Annotated in this window: 18 protein-coding genes and 3 tRNA genes; 8 read left to right on the forward strand and 13 right to left on the reverse strand. The window is 67.8% G+C overall.

Annotation, left to right across the window (positions count from 1 at the left end):
- Positions 1–11: 11 nt before the first annotated feature.
- Positions 12–923 (forward strand): hypothetical protein, encoded by a 912-nt coding sequence (locus AC3WOH_RS03505; RefSeq protein WP_492228026.1) that lies wholly within the window; start codon positions 12–14, stop codon positions 921–923.
- Here the strand turns inward: AC3WOH_RS03505 and AC3WOH_RS03510 are convergent.
- The 6 genes from AC3WOH_RS03510 to AC3WOH_RS03535 form a co-directional block, all read right to left on the reverse strand.
- Positions 856–2,670, reverse strand: coding sequence for a lysoplasmalogenase family protein (locus AC3WOH_RS03510; protein WP_492228027.1), 1,815 nt, complete (start codon positions 2,668–2,670; stop codon positions 856–858). The two genes, AC3WOH_RS03505 and AC3WOH_RS03510, sit on opposite strands and share 68 nt — an antisense overlap.
- Before the next feature lie 40 nt (positions 2,671–2,710).
- Entirely contained in the window at positions 2,711–3,883 is a 1,173-nt protein-coding gene (locus tag AC3WOH_RS03515) for a DSD1 family PLP-dependent enzyme (protein WP_492228028.1), read from the reverse strand.
- Entirely contained in the window at positions 3,867–4,505 is a 639-nt protein-coding gene (locus tag AC3WOH_RS03520) for a histidine phosphatase family protein (RefSeq protein WP_492228029.1), read from the reverse strand. The genes AC3WOH_RS03515 and AC3WOH_RS03520 overlap by 17 nt, the downstream gene beginning before the upstream one ends.
- Before the next feature lie 10 nt (positions 4,506–4,515).
- Positions 4,516–5,157: a DUF4136 domain-containing protein gene (locus tag AC3WOH_RS03525; protein ID WP_492228030.1), complete on the reverse strand. Its 642-nt coding sequence runs from the start codon at positions 5,155–5,157 to the stop codon at positions 4,516–4,518.
- A 49-nt stretch (positions 5,158–5,206) separates the two neighbouring features.
- Positions 5,207–6,193 (reverse strand): tRNA 2-thiocytidine(32) synthetase TtcA, encoded by a 987-nt coding sequence (ttcA, locus tag AC3WOH_RS03530; protein WP_492228031.1) that lies wholly within the window; start codon positions 6,191–6,193, stop codon positions 5,207–5,209.
- 154 nt (positions 6,194–6,347) lie between these two features.
- Positions 6,348–6,764, reverse strand: coding sequence for a hypothetical protein (locus AC3WOH_RS03535; RefSeq protein WP_492228032.1), 417 nt, complete (start codon positions 6,762–6,764; stop codon positions 6,348–6,350).
- Between the two features lie 142 nt (positions 6,765–6,906).
- Here AC3WOH_RS03535 and AC3WOH_RS03540 point away from each other — a divergent pair, with 142 nt between their 5' ends.
- The 6 genes from AC3WOH_RS03540 to AC3WOH_RS03565 all read left to right on the forward strand — a co-directional run bounded on the left by AC3WOH_RS03540 (position 6,907) and on the right by AC3WOH_RS03565 (position 8,894).
- Positions 6,907–7,158 (forward strand): hypothetical protein, encoded by a 252-nt coding sequence (locus AC3WOH_RS03540; protein ID WP_492228033.1) that lies wholly within the window; start codon positions 6,907–6,909, stop codon positions 7,156–7,158.
- Positions 7,159–7,595: 437 nt separating this feature from the next.
- Positions 7,596–7,671, forward strand: a tRNA-Trp gene (locus AC3WOH_RS03545).
- Positions 7,672–7,698: 27 nt separating this feature from the next.
- Positions 7,699–7,772: transfer RNA gene (locus tag AC3WOH_RS03550), tRNA-OTHER, on the forward strand.
- 22 nt (positions 7,773–7,794) lie between these two features.
- Positions 7,795–7,865, forward strand: a tRNA-Gln gene (locus AC3WOH_RS03555).
- 61 nt (positions 7,866–7,926) lie between these two features.
- Positions 7,927–8,112 carry a short-chain dehydrogenase gene (locus AC3WOH_RS03560; RefSeq protein WP_492228034.1) on the forward strand — a complete coding sequence of 62 codons (186 nt, stop codon included), beginning with the start codon at positions 7,927–7,929 and terminating at the stop codon, positions 8,110–8,112.
- A gap of 173 nt (positions 8,113–8,285) precedes the next feature.
- Positions 8,286–8,894 (forward strand): HNH endonuclease, encoded by a 609-nt coding sequence (locus AC3WOH_RS03565; protein WP_492228035.1) that lies wholly within the window; start codon positions 8,286–8,288, stop codon positions 8,892–8,894.
- 101 nt (positions 8,895–8,995) lie between these two features.
- On the opposite strand, the gene AC3WOH_RS03570 is transcribed toward AC3WOH_RS03565, so the two are convergent.
- The 4 genes from AC3WOH_RS03570 to AC3WOH_RS03585 all read right to left on the reverse strand — a co-directional run bounded on the left by AC3WOH_RS03570 (position 8,996) and on the right by AC3WOH_RS03585 (position 12,219).
- Complete coding sequence (locus tag AC3WOH_RS03570) at positions 8,996–10,417, reverse strand: aminotransferase-like domain-containing protein (RefSeq protein ID WP_492228036.1); 1,422 nt, start codon at positions 10,415–10,417, stop codon at positions 8,996–8,998.
- Positions 10,418–10,604: 187 nt separating this feature from the next.
- Positions 10,605–10,796 (reverse strand): hypothetical protein, encoded by a 192-nt coding sequence (locus AC3WOH_RS03575; RefSeq protein WP_492228037.1) that lies wholly within the window; start codon positions 10,794–10,796, stop codon positions 10,605–10,607.
- A 225-nt stretch (positions 10,797–11,021) separates the two neighbouring features.
- Complete coding sequence (locus AC3WOH_RS03580) at positions 11,022–11,399, reverse strand: dihydroneopterin aldolase (RefSeq protein ID WP_492228038.1); 378 nt, start codon at positions 11,397–11,399, stop codon at positions 11,022–11,024.
- A gap of 31 nt (positions 11,400–11,430) precedes the next feature.
- Positions 11,431–12,219, reverse strand: coding sequence for an SDR family oxidoreductase (locus AC3WOH_RS03585; protein ID WP_492228039.1), 789 nt, complete (start codon positions 12,217–12,219; stop codon positions 11,431–11,433).
- Positions 12,220–12,227: 8 nt separating this feature from the next.
- On the opposite strand from AC3WOH_RS03585, the gene AC3WOH_RS03590 reads away from it, so the two are divergent.
- Positions 12,228–13,346, forward strand: a complete 1,119-nt coding sequence (locus AC3WOH_RS03590; protein WP_492228040.1) for a class I SAM-dependent methyltransferase — start codon at positions 12,228–12,230, stop codon at positions 13,344–13,346.
- A 9-nt stretch (positions 13,347–13,355) separates the two neighbouring features.
- On the opposite strand, the gene AC3WOH_RS03595 is transcribed toward AC3WOH_RS03590, so the two are convergent.
- Genes AC3WOH_RS03595 through AC3WOH_RS03605 form a run of 3 tightly spaced genes read right to left on the reverse strand, consistent with a single transcriptional unit; the run spans position 13,356 to position 16,229 of the window.
- Positions 13,356–14,429, reverse strand: coding sequence for an ABC transporter ATP-binding protein (locus AC3WOH_RS03595; protein ID WP_492228041.1), 1,074 nt, complete (start codon positions 14,427–14,429; stop codon positions 13,356–13,358).
- Positions 14,430–14,434: 5 nt separating this feature from the next.
- The gene (locus AC3WOH_RS03600; protein ID WP_492228042.1) at positions 14,435–15,328 is read right to left on the reverse strand and encodes a carbohydrate ABC transporter permease; all 894 of its coding nucleotides are present in this window, start codon (positions 15,326–15,328) and stop codon (positions 14,435–14,437) included.
- Positions 15,312–16,229: a carbohydrate ABC transporter permease gene (locus AC3WOH_RS03605; RefSeq protein WP_492228043.1), complete on the reverse strand. Its 918-nt coding sequence runs from the start codon at positions 16,227–16,229 to the stop codon at positions 15,312–15,314. The genes AC3WOH_RS03600 and AC3WOH_RS03605 overlap by 17 nt, the downstream gene beginning before the upstream one ends.

Raw genomic sequence — 16,229 nt, forward strand, 5'->3', positions numbered from 1 at the left:
GAGGACCCCGAATGGCCCGCTCCAGCCGCCGCCGCAAGCACCTGCGTGAGCGTGACAGGGCCCATGCCCCGGTCGCCCGCCATGTCACGGGCATGGACTGGGTGCCCGCACTGAAGGCCCGGTGGAACGCCTTCGCACCGCAACAGCGGTTTCTCGGCACGTGCGGGCTGGCCCTGGTCATCGGTACCTTGCTGTTGCATGGGCTGGGCGGGGTGCTCTATGGCCAGCTCACCGTGTTCCTGTTCGAGGGCTTCGAGGACCTGCCCGGCTGGGTGGCTGTATGGGGAGCGGCCAGCGTGTGGTGCCTGGCTGCAGCCCTGGCCACCTACCTTGCCAAGGGGCTCGTGCCCACATTGGATGCGCTGCGATGGGCGTGCTGGCGGCTGTGGGCAGCGCTGGCCTCTGCGGCGCTCGCGGCCATCAGCCTGCTGCTGTGGCTGTTGAGCACGCCTGGCATGTGGGGTTCGCTGGCCACTTGGCCAGGGGCAATGCCACGCTCCGAGTGGTTGCTGCAACCCTTGCCCTGGGCTTGGCCCTGGGTGCTGCCTGTGGCCAGCGATTTCGTGCAGCCCTGGTGGCTGGGCATTGCGGTGCTGGGTGTGGCAGCGGGCCTGTGGTTCTTCACTGCTGGCAAGCGGCCGCGTGCCGGGCTGGCCTGCCTCGGTGTGGCACTGCTCGCCCTCGGTCTGTGGGCACTGGGTGGCGCGGCCTACCACTATGTGGCGGGCCGGGGGCTCGCCGGGGTGGTCGAGGAGGTAGCGGCGCTGAACCTGCAGTCCCACCCCGGCCAGCGCAACGCCGATACCTTTCTGTGGCTGCTCAGCGCCTGGTTCTTTCTGGGCTGGGGGGCATTGCTCATGGCTGGGGCGCTGCATACCCCGCCGACGGCACCGGCGCGCTCGCAGCAGAGCCTTCCCCGATGACTTGCGCGCGGTGCTGGCTGCGCGCCCCTTCCAGCATGCCCGCCACGATCAGCACCTGCGCAATGTAGTAGGTGGACAGCACCCACAGTTGCGCGAGCGGCAGGGGCTGCACGAAGCGGTTGGTGGCCAGCGTGGCATCGCTGAGCATGAAGAAACCCGCGCCGATGGCCACCATCCAGGCCCCGCACCCGCCGAGCACGGGGGCCCGGCCGATGGCCTGGGCGGCCATGAGGGCGATCACCAGCACATAGGCCGCCACCGGCCCGCGCAGGGCCGCAGGCAGCCCGCCCAGCCAAAGGAAGGCGTACATGCCCACGCCGATGGCCAGCGTGGCCACCAGCGCGCCACGCCGTGCGAACCACGGCACGCCCTTGCGGAACAGCACGATGTAGCCCAGGTGGGCGAGCAGAAAGCTCACCAGCCCGGGGATGAAGAAGCCACCGAACATCAGGAACACGTCGCCCGCGAGCGAGCCGGCCAGCGCGGCGATGAGCCAGCGGCCTTCGGACCGGCCGAGCCCGCTGCCGGGCGCCGCCGCGCGCAGGTGGCCGGCGACCACGGCGATGGCGATCACTATGGTCAGGGGCTTGAACAGCCAGTGCCATTCCTGCAGCCCGAGCACGCTGGTCGCCGTGGCCAGGGCGGCCGATTCGATGAGGAGCGCCATGCCCATGCCGATGCGGCCCTGCACCGCTGCACCCAGGGCCCATTGGGCAGCCAGCAAGGTGGCAAACCAGACGGCGTTGTCCGCCAGCGGCGCCGCATCGGCCTGCCAGAGAAAGGCCGCCACGCCCGCCAGCATGAGCGCGAACTGCACGCCGGCAAACCACTGCAGGGCGCGCGGCATGGGCGGGTGGTACAGCGGCATGTGGGCGATGTCGAACGCCGGCTTGGGAAAGCGCTCGGCCACATCGGCCGGGCGCCAGCCCGGTGGCTTGATCCAGACCCGGAGCTTGTCGAGCCAGCTGCGCGCATGCCAGCTGTCGTGCGCCAGGCCGGCGTACACCTGGGCATTGGCCCACAGCGGGTCCCAGCTGTTGAGCAGGCCGCGCGTGCCGTACACGCATGGCTCCCGATCGTCCTCGTCCTTGAAGGTGCCGAACATCCGGTCCCAGAGGATCAGGATGCCGCCGTAGTTCTTGTCCAGATAGACGTCGTTCACGGCATGGTGCACGCGGTGGTTGCTGGGGCTGCAGAACCAGCGGTCGAACCAGCCCAGGCGCCCCACCTGCTCGGTGTGCACCCAGAACTGGTAGAGCAGGTCGACCAGCGCCACGATGGTGAACACCAGTGGCGGCACGCCGGCGAGCGCCATGGGCACATAGAACATCCAGCCCAGCAGCGCGCCCGAACTGGTCTGGCGCAGCGCGGTGGACAGGTTGTAGTCCTGGCTCTGGTGGTGCACGGCGTGCGCGGCCCAGAGCACGGCCGACTCGTGGCCCATGCGGTGCAGCCAGTAGTAGCAGAAGTCGTAGAACACCAGGGCCAGCAGCCAGCCTGGCAGGCTGAGCCAGAAGGCATCGTTGCGCCACAGCGCAACATGCTCGAACACGGCGGTATAGATGCCGATGCGCAGCAAGCGCGTGAATACCGCGCTGGTCTGGCTCAGCATGCCGAGGCTGATGCTGCTGATGGCATCGGGCAGCCGGTAGGTGATGCGCTGGCGCTTGTAGCCCACCGCCAGTTCGATGGCGATCAGCAGGAAGAAGACCGGGGTGGCGAGAACGATGATCTGGTTGGGGCTCATTGAAGGGCGAACACGGAGGTTTCGCCGATTCTTGCCCCAATCAGGTCAGCGCGCCTCTGGCATCAACCCTGATGATGCGCTCCACCGTGCCCAGCGCCAGGCCGCCGCGCACGCCGATCAGGTGGTCGTGCAGGTTCACCGTGGGATCGCAGTGGCCCGGAATGAGCCAGAGCATGCGGCCCAGGGCCGGCAGCCGGGTCTTGGGGCTCTCGGCATGGAGCAGGCCATGCTCGTCGCCGCCATTGGCGTAGCGCAGCGCGCGGTCCGGGGGCAGCAGGGCCACCACGGGCAGGCCCGAGTCGATGGCGTGGCTCTTGTGGCCCGCGTCGCACACCGCATGGGTGTCGCAGACCGAGATCACCTGGGTCTTGACGAACAGCGCGTGCTCGAACTGGGGTTGCGCAGGCTCGCGCTCGTTGCGCGCGTAGTCGGCATCCATGAAGAGGAAGGAGCCGGCCTGCAGCTCGCCATACACCCCGCTGGCGGCCTCGTGCACCAGGGTGCCGGTGCCCGACCCGGTGATGAGCGGCACGGGAATGCCCGCGGCCTCGATGCGCTGGCGGGTGTCGGCCGCGGCACGCACCACGCCGGCAATGGCCTCGCGCCGCTCGGCCATGCCCGGCAGGTGCTGGGCGCGGCCATGGTAGGCCTGCAGCCCGGCAAAGCGCAGGCGCGGGGCGTGGCGCGTGATGGCCTGGGCCAAGGGAACGGAGGCGTCGCCCGGGGGCACGCCGCAGCGGCCCTGGCCGACATCGATCTCCACGAAAACGTCGATGCTGGCTTCGCCACCGGCCAGCACCATGGCCTCGGCCAGGCGCTCGATGCCCTCGGGGCTGTCCACCGCGATCGCCAGCCGGCCGCCACGTGCCGCCAGCTGCGCGGCCAGCCGGGCGGTGCGCAGCAGCTTGGGCCCGGCCACGACCTGGTTGCTGATGTAGATGTCGTTCACGCCCCCGGCGGCCAGCGCCTCGGCTTCGGCCACCTTCTGCACGCACACGCCCTGGGCGCCGGCCTGCTGCATCAAGAGGGCCAGCTCGGCGCTCTTGTGCATCTTGGCGTGCGGGCGCCAGCGCACCCGGTGCTTGCGTGCGAACTCGGCCATGCGCTGGATATTGCGCTCCATGGCGTCCAGGTCCACCACCAGGGCGGGGGTGTCGATCAGGTCCACCCGCGCGCCGATGCTGGCGCGCAAGGCTTCAGGTAATGCTTTCATCGCGCGCTGCGTTGTCCAGGTGTTGGGTATCGGCCCAGCCGACCAGGGTGAGGCCATCCGGGGTCCAGAGCAGGCGGTTGATGGCCGCGTTGGACAGCTGCCAAGTGCGCGGCGCCTGGATCTCCTGGCGCGTGGCCAGGCGGTAGAGCACGTCGAGCACACCGCCATGCGCCACCATCAGCACCTGCTCGCCAGGGTGCTTTTCGGCCAGCGCGAACACGGTGCGCTCGATGCGCTCGCGCAGCATCACCAGCGATTCACCGCCCTCGGGCGTGTAATCGGGCTCGCGCGTGCGCCAGCGCCGTGCGTCATCGGGCAGTTCGGCCTCGATTTCCTTGAAGGTGCGGCCCTGGAAGTGGCCGAAGCTGCGCTCGCGCAGCCCCTGCTCGGGCGTGATGGGCGCCCCCGTGGCATCGGCCACGGCCTGGGCGGTGGCGAAGGCGCGCTGCAGGTCGCTGGCGTAGATGGCGTCAATGGCCTCACCGGCCAGCGCCTGGGCCAGTTGCCGGGCCTGCCACTGGCCGGTCTCGTTCAAAGGGATGTCCAGGTGACCCTGGATGCGGGTATCGACATTCCAGGCGGTTTCGCCATGGCGTACGGCAATGATGCGGGTGGCTTGCATTCAGAAGGGATCAGGGTGGTGGGGGCGCCAGGGGAATGCGCACCTGGCGGGGACCGCCGGAGGGTTTGGGGAAGCCGGTCAGCGCCGCGTCGAACAGGATGCCGAACACGGCGGGGTCTGCCACCCACACGTCTTCGTGCACGGCCGAGGTCTCGTACACCGTGGCCTGGGTGGCGGCATCGCGCATCACCAGGCTCACGGCGCGGCGGTGCAGGGGTGTGGGCTCGCCCATGCGCCATAGCCCGCCCACACCCCAACCACCGTGCCAGCCTCTGCCATACCAGCCGCCATAACCCCAGCCGTAGTAGCCGCGGTAGGGGCCGTAGAAACCATGGGGGCCATAGGGCCAGTAGGGGTCGTAGCGCGGCACCGTGCCGGCCTGCACGCCGATCTGTACCAGCAGCCGGGGCGCGGCATCGTCGCGCTGCAGTCCGGCACGCGCCAGCGACTGCTCGGCCAGCGCGGCAACGGCGTCGAAGGCCGGCGTCTGCTGCGAGGGCAGGCGGTCGATGCGGTAGGTGGCCGGGCTGGGCGCGGTCGCCAGGGTGGAAAAGCTTTGCACCTGGCCTTCCACCACGCGGGTGGTGCTGCAGCCGGCCAGGGTGGCAGCGGCAAGGCCAAGCAGCAGGGCGGGAATCCAGCGACGGGTCATGAAAATCTCCTGGGCGTTTCCATCTTGGAGCGCGATCCAGTTCCGAGGTTCACGACAGCTGCACCACCTGCACACCGGGTAAGGAGGGGCTGGGCGCCGAAAACTCTTCCTTGTCGAAGGCCTTGTCCCCGTCTTCATTGGCCACGCCCGTGGCGCGCGCATTCTTGAAGTCGTACTGGCTGCCGTCCAGCAGGTGCGAGGGCACCACGTTCTGCAGGGCGTTGAACATGTTCTCCACACGGCCGGGGAACTTCTTCTCCCACTCGCGCAGCATCTCACCCACCTGCTTTCGCTGCAGGTTCTCCTGGCTGCCGCACAGGTTGCAGGGAATGATGGGGAAATTGCGCTGCGCGGCCCAGCGCGTGGTGTCCTTCTCGGTCACGTAGGCCAGGGGGCGGATCACCACGTGGCGGCCATCGTCGCTCACCAGCTTGGGCGGCATGCTCTTCATCTTGCCGCCGAAGAACATGTTGAGCAGCAGGGTCTGCAAAATGTCGTCGCGGTGGTGGCCCAGCGCAATCTTGGTGCAGCCCAGCTCGTCGGCCACGCGGTAGAGAATGCCCCGGCGCAGGCGGCTGCACAGACTGCAGGTGGTCTTGCCCTCGGGGATCAGGCGCTTGACGATGCTGTAGGTGTCTTCGTTCTCGATGTGGAAGGGCACGCCGGTGCTGGCCAGGTACTCGGGCAGCACATGCTCGGGAAAGCCGGGCTGCTTCTGGTCCAGGTTCACGGCGACCAGGTCGAAATGGATGGGCGCGCGCGCCTTGAGCTTGATCAAAATGTCCAAGAGGGCATAGCTGTCCTTGCCGCCGGACATGCAGACCATGACCTTGTCGCCTTCTTCGATCATGTTGAAGTCGACAATGGCCTTGCCCACCTCGCGGCACAGGCGCTTTTCGAGCTTGTGGGCCTCGCGTTCGATCTTCAGGCGCGCAGGGCCGGACGCGGCCGCGCCGGCATCGGCGCCAGCGTCTGCCAGCTCGGGGGGCTCTGCGGTCCAGCCGGCCTGGGTGGTTTCGTTGATCACTGCGCTCATGGAAAGGGTGGACTCTGGGGTCGGGTGAAGCGGTGCGCCCGGGCGGGGGGCTCCGGGGCCAAAAAAGACGGAAATAGCCCCCAATTGTCGGCGAAACCGCGCGCCCGTGGGCTGGGGCGGGCTCTCCAGAGCCTTCCGTCCCCGGCTTGGCGGGTTATTTTCCCGCTTCTGGAGGCTCGCTGCCAGAGGGGGCTTCGGGCACCGGCGGTGCCCGTTCTGCCAGCCACAGCCGCATCTCGCGCTTGCCTTTGGCATTGGCCGCACGCCAGGCCTGGCGCGCCAGGTCCAGAAAGCGCTCTTCCGCCGGGTCGGGGTGCGCCGTGGCGTGCTCCGCGTCGAGCCAGCCGAGCTCCACCTGCGCGTGGCGCTCGATCTGGCGTGCCAGCGTATTACCGATGGGGCGGGCGCTCTTGATCTGGCTCCACATGCTGGGCGAGATCTCGAGCGAGGCGGCAAATGCCTGGTCCAGGCCCTTGGCGGGCTTGCCGGCGGCGATCTGCTGTTCGAGGAAAAGGCGGTGCAGCACCAGCACATTGGTGCGGCGCAGGACGGTGAGGGAGGGCGGGGTCACAACGAAAAAAACAACAAACGCGAAAAAAGATTGTGCCGGGTGTTGACCGCTGCGTAAAGACTATTTACAGTCCCCATCCATCAGGACTCCGTGTCCTCCACCTCTGGATCACCACCGAACCACTTTTCGCCGAAAGCCCATCGTGAACGCCATCCGCACCGCCATCCTCCGCCGCCCCTGCCAGGGCGCCGTGGCCGTGCGCGGGTCGTCGCCGTTCTCCCATGTGCATTCGGCATCCATGCCGTCCCTGGCCAAACGACTGTCGGCATCGCAGCAGCGCATGGCGTTGAGTGCGTACTTGCAGGGCAATGGCAGCCAGCCGCAGTGGCTGGGCAGCAATGGTTTCGAGGATACCGCTCCACCCCCGGGCGGAGGTTGCAACGCAGGGCAGTAGCCCCCGAGCGTTCTCCCTCCCGATCTCTCCAGCAGAGGCCCGGCAACCAGGTGGTTCCGGGCCTTTTTCATTGCGTTTTCATTTCCACCTTTTCGCAGCGCCAGCGCTGCCCCCAAGGGCATCGACCCACCGGGGACCCCGTTCTTTAACAGTTTGCTGCAGGCGGCCTGCTCCACCGGAGCCATGGCTGGCCTGCCCATCGAAAGCAGAGAGGGCAGCGTGTAGCGCACGCCTGGGTCCTCTCTCCATTTCGGGTGTGCCTTTGCTTTTACTGCCGGAGATGGCCGCATGCGCGGCCCGGCGGGATGTGCTGGGATTGATCACCCAGTGCAGCGACGTGCATGCGCGGTGCCCTTGAGGGCCGCGGTCGCGTGAAGACACAACCGAAATGGAGATGCGCTCCGGCAGGAGCGCGTGTCGCTTCATGGTTCCTTTCTACGCGTGTAGCTCAACTGGCAGAGCACCGGCCTCCAAATCCGACGGTTGAGGGTTCGACTCCTTCCGCGCGTGCCAATCTTTTTTCCTGGCAATGCCAGGCATGCCGTAGCAGCCCTGTCGGATGGGGCGCCTGGTCTCATGGCCGGGGATTGCAGGTTCGACTCCTGTCTGCGGCTCCTCCTATTTCCCTTTCTTGTTGACCGGTCGCCAAGTGGTAAGGCAGCGGATTTTGATTCCGCCACACGGAGGTTCGATCCCTCCCCGGTCTGCCCCTTTTCATCAACCCACCCACCTCGTTCCATTCATCCCATCACCCTTCAGGAGACCACCATGGCCATCCAGCATTCCTTTTCCCTTGGTGCCCCACGGCGCCGTTCCGGCCTCGCCGGCTGGCTGGCCCGCCTGGCATCCGTGCGCGCTCGTCTGCCTCGCGCGGCCGTCCGCGCTGCTCCTGCCTCTCGCAGGCTGGAGCACATGGACCTCGACCAGCGCGTGCGCGAGGTCGGCGAGTGGTAGCGGCGTGTGCGCTCGTGCGCCCACTGCCTGCCCCAACGCATCCACCTGGGCGTCCATCGATTGCCGATGGACGCCCGCTCTTTCCATTGATTGACTGTTGTTGTTGAACCGGGGCGTGCGCTTGGCTGGGCGGCTGCGCCCGGCATTGCCAAGAAAGCAAGAAAGGAAGCACCATGCCCCGCACCGAACCCGAAACCCCCACCCGAAAGCCCCAGGCCCCGACACCGCGCGTGCTGCAGCTGGACCTGCATGGCACGCCCCAGTCGTGGATGCCGCTCGAGCAGGCCGCCGTGCATTACGCCAGCGGCGCCGTGGCCTGGGATGCCGGCCTCGAAGCCCTGGCCACATTGCGTGGCGGGCACAACGCGGCAACGGGCCGCCAGTCGGTGCTGGAGATCGCACCCATCATCGCGCTGCGCGGCGTGTCCCGGATCAACCTCTTTGACGTGGTGCCGGGGCTCACCAAGCGCCGCCTGCTGCGCCGCGACCGCCACACCTGCGCCTACTGCGGCGATGCCTTCGCGGAAGAGGCCCTGCAGTGCGAGCACATCGTGCCGCAGTCGCGGGGTGGCGCCACCGCGTGGACCAACCTCGTGGCGGCCTGCGCCGGCTGCAACGGCTACAAGGCCGACCGCCTGCCCGAGGAAGCCGGCATGCGCCTGCTGTACCTGCCCTATGTGCCCAGCCGGTACGAGTCCTTCCTGCTGGACGGGCGCAACGTGCGTGCGGACGTGCACGAGTGGCTGGCCAAACGGCTGCCCAAGGGCTCCCGCCTCCATTGAGGGGGTGGGAAAAGACGAGGGCCGTGGTCGGTGACCACGGCCCTTTCTTTTTCCATGGCTGGACCGCCCAGGCTCCCACGCCTTTTGCAGGCCGGGCCTGGCTATTCCTGACCGATCATTTGGTGCACCAGCTTTCCGAGGATACGGGTGCCCCTGACCACCCTGTCGGCGGCCGTGGAGCAGTAGTTCAAGCGAATGCAGTGGGCAAACCGCCGGTCGGCTGAAAACAGGGATCCGGGCATGAGGCTCACCCCGGCCGCCATGGCCGAGCGCATGAGATCGAGGGCGTCTATGCGCCTGGAAAGTTCCACCCACAGGAAGTAGCCCCCTTCGGGTTGCGTGACCTTGGTGCCCGCTGGAAAGGACTCTGCAATGGCGTCGACCATCAGCGCCCGGTGATGGAGAATCGTCTGCCGGATGCGACGCAGGTGCAGGTCATAGCCCCCCTGTGACAGATAGTCGGAAATGGCTGCCTGGGACGGGATCGACGCGGAAAGGCTGCTCATCACCTTCAGCCGCTCGATATCGCGGGTCCACCGTCCTGCGCATGCCCACCCCACGCGGTAGCCTGGCGCCAAGGTCTTGGAGAACGACGCGCAATGGATGACCCAGCCGTCGCGATCGAACGCCTTGACCGGTCGTGGCTTGCGGGACCCGAAATACAGGTCGCGATAGACGTCATCCTCGATCAGGGGGACCTGGTACCTGGCCAGCAAGTCCGCCAGCGACTTCTTCTTCTCGTCCGGCATCAATGCCCCGAGCGGGTTCTGGAAGGTAGGCATGAACCAGCAGACCTTGACCTCCCCCGTCGCCAGCGCCGCCTCCACGGATTCCAGGCTCACGCCATCGGAAGGGCTGGTCGGCAGTTGCAGGGCGCGCAGCTTCAGGCGCTCGATGGCCTGCAGCGGGGCATAGAAAGTAGGCGCCTCCAGAAGCACCAGGTCGCCAGGTTGCGTCACAGCCTGCAGGCTGAGATTCAGCGCATCCATCGCGCCATTGGTGATGATGATCTCGTCGACACCGGCATGGATTCCGTCGGCCGCATAGCGCTGTGAAATCTGCTGGCGCAGGCGCAATTGCCCCGTGGCCAGCTCTTCAATGAGCTTCGCTGGCGCCAGCCGCCGCATGGCGGTGCCCAGTGAGCGGGCCAGCCGGTCCACAGGGAACAGCGTGGGATCCAGGAAGGCCGAGCCCAGGGGCACCACCTGGCTGCCATGCGGCTGGTTCAGAAGCGCAACCACGAGGTCGTTGATGGCCACGCCGTGGGGGCGCGGGGACGGGCGGCTCGTCTTGGGGCGCTGCAAGGATGCCGGAATCCGAGGGCGCACGTAGTAGCCCGAACGGGGGCGGGCTTCGATCAGGCCACGGGACTCCAGCAGGTAGTAGGCCTGGAAAACGGTGGAAGGGCTCAGTTGCCGCCGCTCGCTGGACTGGCGCACCGAGGGCAGTCGATCTCCCACCCGCAATGACCCCGAATGGATCAGTGCATGGATTTCATCCGCAAGCTGCTCGTACTGCGTCATGGCCGGGGTGGTCGCAAAGGAAGCGCCCAGAATAGCCGAGGGGCGGCATGCGACCATGGCGCGTGGCCGACGCGGGGGAATCCTGCACTGCAGGGGCCCGGCAGAGAAGGCGATTGCATTCGCGCAATGCCACGAGGCGGTGAGCGGCTACCCGGGGCTGGGGTGTCCGCTCTCGGAAGGACTCGTCCTACCAAGGCCCTCTGCGGGGATGGGTCGACTGCTCGGAGGCGCCCGGGGGGTGATCGGCGGGTGCCTGCGCTTCGCTGGCTTCCTTTTTCTTCTGCTTGCCTTGGTCGTAGTGCCACTTGATGGCAAAGAACATTCCCGTGCCGAACACGAGAACCTTGAACGTCACGAAGACGATGGGGACCCAATCCATGTTTGAGTATTTCCTGGCAATGGCTTGACACGCTGCGTCGTGGGGCGCACGACCCCCAACGCTGCTTGCGCCGCTTCATCCCTGGTCACACCGCGATAGGGCCTGGCCGAAGCTTCGAAAGCATGGGGCGATGCTATCTCGCCCTCTGTCCAGGCGAACACATCAGCTCTGCTGGATTTTTTCCATAGCAGATGGCGAGCACTGCACTTGTCTTCGGCAAAGAGGTCACCACTGCCCGGTTTCGATGCGGATCGCCACTTCGCAGTCGTCGAAGATCTCCAGCTTGGCGATCTTCACGCGCACGCCCAGCACGCCGGGCAGCTGCATCAGGCGGTTGGCGAGCTTGCCGATCAGGCTCTCCAGCAGGTTGACATGCTCGGCGCGGCATTCGTCGATGATGATCTGGCGCACCTTGCGGTAGTCCAGCACGTGCAGGATGTCATCGTCGCGCGGCGACAGCGGCTGCACGCCCAGGCTCAGCTCGGCATCCACCTGGATGGGCTGGGGATCGGTCTTCTCGTGCGAGAGGATGCCCAGGTTGGCGTCGAAGCGCAGGCCGGTGAGGGTAAGGATCTGGGTGCCGGTGGCGTGGGTGGTCGTCATGGGGTGGTGTCCTGTGCGGGCGCAGGCCCGCTCACATCAGCGAAAAATCGCGCTCGAACTTCATCAGGTGCTGGCCGCCGTCCACCATCAGGGTGGTGCCGGTGATGGAGCGGTTTTCCAGCGCAAAGCGCACGGTGGCGGCCACGTCGTCGGGGGTGGAGGAGCGGCCCAGCGGGCTCAGGGCGTGCAGCTGGGCGAATTTTTCGTCGCTGAGCATGTGGCTCGTGAGCGTGAGGCCCGGGGCCACGCCCACCACCCGCACGCGGGGCGCCAGGGCCAGCGCCAGCATGGTGCCGGCCGCCTCCAGCGCCGCCTTGGACAGCGTGTAGCTCATGAAGTCGGGGTTCTGGTTCCACAGCTTCTGGTCGAGCAGGTTGACCACAGCGCCCTGGGCATCGGTCTCGCCCGCGGCCACGCGCGCCTGCAGGTGCTCGTGCAGGGCCTGGGCCAGCAGCACGGGGGCGCCGGCATTGCTGCGCAGGTGCTTTTCCAGGGCCGTGTAGCCCAGGGTGGCGGCGTTGTCGTGCTCGAACAGCGAGGCATTGTTGACGACCGCATCCAGCGCGCCGAAACGCTCCACCACGCGGGGCACCAGGGCGCGCACGGCGGCCTCGTCGTCGAAGTCTCCATCGAAGTGCGCGCTGGTGGCCGAAGACAGGCGTGCGCATTCCGCCGCCGTGGCCATGGCGTCCTGCTCGGAGCTGCGGTAGTGCACGGCCACCTGCCAGCCACCGGCGGCCAGCGCCAGCGCAATGCTGCGGCCCAGGCGCTTGGCGGCACCGGTGACGAGCACCGTACGGGGGCGGGGGGAAGAGGGCATGAGGGACAATGCGGGCCGTGACGACGAAAACACCCGACAGTTTAACGACCGCCTTGCAGGCGCACATTGCCGACGCCATCGCCGCCGCGGGCGGCTGGATCGGCTTCGACCGGTTCATGGCCCTGGCCCTGTACACGCCCGGCCTGGGCTACTACGCCAACGACTCGGCCAAGTTCGGCCTGCTGCCCGAGTCGGGCAGCGACTTCGTGACCGCGCCCGAGCTGACGCCCCTGTTCGGCCAGACCCTGGCCGTGCAGGTGGCCGAGGCCTTCGAGCGCACCGGGACCAATGAGGTCTGGGAGTTCGGCGCCGGCTCCGGCGCGCTGGCGCTGCAACTGCTCGACGCCCTGGGCGACCGCGTGCAGCGCTACACGATCGTTGACCTGTCGGGCAGCCTGCGCGCGCGCCAGCAGGCGCTGTTGGCAGCACACGCGCACAAGGTGCGCTGGGTGGATGCGTTGCCCGAGCGTTTCGAGGGTGTGGTGGTGGGCAACGAAGTGCTCGACGCCATGCCCGTGCAACTGCTGGCGCGCCATGGTGGCCAGCAGGGCGGCGTGTGGCATGAGCGCGGCGTGGCGCTGCACGAGGGCGCCTTCACCTGGGCCGATCGGCCCACCGCATTGCGCCCGCCCGTGGAGGTCGAAGGCCCGCAGGACTACCTGACCGAGATCCATGCCCAGGGCGAGGGCTTCATCCGCACCCTGGCCGACCGCCTCACGCGCGGCGCGGTGTTCCTGCTGGACTATGGTTTTGGCGAGAGCGAGTACTACCATCCGCAGCGCCACATGGGCACGGTGATGTGCCACCAGGGCCACCTGGCCGATGGCGACCCGCTGGTGGCAGTGGGCCGCAAGGACATCACCGCCCACGTCAACTTCACCGCCATGGCCCTGGCCGCGCAGGATGCCGGCCTGCAGGTGCTGGGCTACACCACGCAGGCGCACTTTCTCATCAACTGCGGGCTGGCGCAGCGCATGGTGGAGCTGCCGGCGCTGGAACGCGCGACCGCCGCCAAGCTCATCATGGAGCACGAGATGGGCGAGCTGTTCAAGGTCATTGCCCTGGGCGTGGGCGAGGCCTGGGAGCCCGTGGGCTTTGCCCAGGGCGACCGCTCGCACCGCCTCTGAGGCACGGGATCAGTTCAGGCGTGCGCCGCTTGTAGCGTCGAAAAGGTGCGCTTGCGCCGCCATGGGCCGCAGCCAGAGTGCATCGCCCGGCCGCACATCGACGCGGTCGCGGAACGCCGCCAGGATGTCATGCCCGCCCGCCAGCCGCACGGCGACCTGGGTCTCCGAGCCGGTGGGCTCCACCACCCTGACCTGGGCGGGCAGGCCGTCGCCGCTGGCCTCCAGAGCGAAGTGCTCGGGCCGTGCGCCATAGAGCACGCTGTCGCCGTGGCGCCCCTGCGGGGGCTGGGCCAGGGGCAGGTGCAGGCCATCGTCCGTCACCACGCGCGCCGCACCATCCAGGTGCAGCCGGCCGGGGATGAAGTTCATGGCCGGCGAGCCGATGAAGCCCGCCACGAAGGCATTGGCCGGCCGGTCGTAGAGTTCGAGCGGCGCGCCCACCTGCTCCACCAGCCCGTCCTTGAGCACCACGATGCGGTCGGCCAGCGTCATGGCCTCCACCTGGTCGTGCGTGACGTAGACCGTGGTGGTGCGCAGGCGCTGGTGCAGGGCCTTGATTTCGGTGCGCACCTGCACGCGCAGCTTGGCGTCCAGGTTGGACAGGGGCTCGTCGAACAGAAAGGCGTCGGGCTGGCGCACGATGGCGCGGCCCATGGCCACGCGCTGGCGCTGCCCGCCCGAGAGCTGGCGCGGCGTGCGGTCCAGCAGTTGCTCCAGGCCCAGGATGGCCGCCACCTCGCCCACCCGGCGCTGGATGGCTGCCTTGTCCTCGCCCTGCAGCTTGAGCGAGAAGCCCAGGTTCTGCGCCACCGTCATGTGCGGGTACAGCGCGTAGTTCTGGAACACCATGGCGATGTTGCGGTCCTTGGGCGCCACGTCGTTGATCGCGCGCCCGCCCAGGCGGATTTCGCCGCTGGTGATGGCTTCGAGCCCCGCGATGGCGCGCAGCAGCGTGGACTTGCCGCAGCCCGAGGGGCCGACCAGGGCGACGAACTCGCCGTCCTGGATGGCGATGTCCACGCCGTGGATCACGGGCGTGCTGCCGTAGTGCTTGACGATCTGGTGGAGGGAAAGGGCAGCCATGTCGGTCAGTCTTTCACGCCGCCGGCGGTGAGGCCGCGGACGAGGTAGGTGCGTACCAGCACCGTGAAGATCACCACCGGGAACATCACCAGCGTGCCGCTGGCAGCGATCTTGGTCCACTCCCAGCCTTCGTACTGCAGGAAGTTGACGATGGCCACGGGCGCGGTGATGGCGTTGGTGCGCGTGAGGATGAGGGCGTAGAAGAAATCGTTCCACGAGAAGATGAAGCACAGCACGGCCGTGGCTGCCAGCCCCGGCGATGCCAGCGGCAGCGTGATGCGCCAGAAGGCCTGCCAGACGCCGCAGCCGTCGATGTAGGCGGCTTCTTCGAGGGCCGTGGGCACGGCCTCGAAGAAGGTCTGCATGAGCCAGATCACGATGGCCAGGTTGAAGGTCAGGTAGACGATGGCCAGGCCGGCGATGGTGTCCTGCAGGCCCAGCCAGCGGTAGGCCAGGAAGAACGGGATGGTGAAGGCGATGGGCGGCGCCATGCGCGTGACCAGAATCCACAGTGCCACATGGCGCCGCCACTTGAACTGCCAGCGCGTGAGCGCATAGGCCGCCGGCACGCCGATCAGCAGCGACAGGCCGGTGGACAGGGTGCTCACCGCCAGGCTGTTCCAGAACGACTTGAGGAAGTTGCCCTGCAGCAGGCTGCGAAAGCCCTCCAGCGTGGGCACGAAGAGCAGGCTGTCCTCGAAGATCTCCGCCCCGGGCTTGAAGGCCAGCAGTACCAGCCACAGGAAGGGGAACATCACCACCAGCAGCAGGGCGATGGCCACCAGGCCGCGGGCATGGCGGCGCAGCCAGCCGGCGCGGCGCGCAGCGGGGTGCGAGGTACTGGAGTGGGCTGCGGGCGGTGCCGACAGAGGAAGGGTGGCGTCAGCGCTGATGGTCATGGTCGTTCCATCCGAGTCGGCCCACCAGCCAGCTGAGCGCGAACACCCCCGCGAGGATCACCATCGCGATGGCGCTGGCATAGCCCCAGTAGGAAAAGTTGAAGGCCTGGATGAAGCCGTAATAGTTGGTCACCTCGGTCACCGTGCCCGGGCCGCCGTCGGTCAGCACGTAGATCAGCGGAAAGGCCTTGAAGCTGTCGATCAGCCGGAACAGCCCGCACACCACCAGCACCGGCCGGATGTAGGGGAACACGATGTAGATGAACAGCTGCCAGCGGTTGGCACCGTCCAGGCTGGCCGCCTCCAGCGGCTCGTCGGGCACCATCTGCAAGGTGGCCAGCACCATGAGCATGGTGAACGGAAACCACTGCCAGGTGTCGGCGATGGAGATGGCCCACAGGGCCGTGTCGGGGTTGGCGATGAGCGAGCGCACGGGCAGGCCCACGGCCTCCAGCGCCCGGTGCAAGGGGCTCACGTCGGGCGTGTACATGATCTTCCAGATCAGCGCCACCACGATGGGCGGCAGCACCATGGGAATCAGGAACACCGTGCGCGTGGAACCCAGCAGCCTGGAGCGGCCGTTGAGCAGCAGCGCCAGGCCCAGGCCCACCGCCAGTTGCAGCGCCACGCTGGAGGCCGACAGCTTGAGCTGCGTGGCGATGGAGCGCAGAAAGCGCTCGTCTTCCAGCAGGTGGCGGTAGTTGCCCAGCGGGTCGTTGAAGTGGAAGGTGGCGGCTGCATCCGTCAGGCTCAGCGGCGTGAAACTGGCCACCAGCAGCGCCGTGGCCGGTGCCAGCGTGATGAGCAGCAGCACCGCCAGCGAGGGCAGCAGGCCCCACAGGAAGGCGCGCCGGCGCGCGGCCTCCCAGCCCACGCCGGCTTGCGCGGTCAGCGTGCCCAC

The sequence above is a fragment of the Acidovorax sp. FW305-C-20-28 genome, assembly GCF_058783375.1.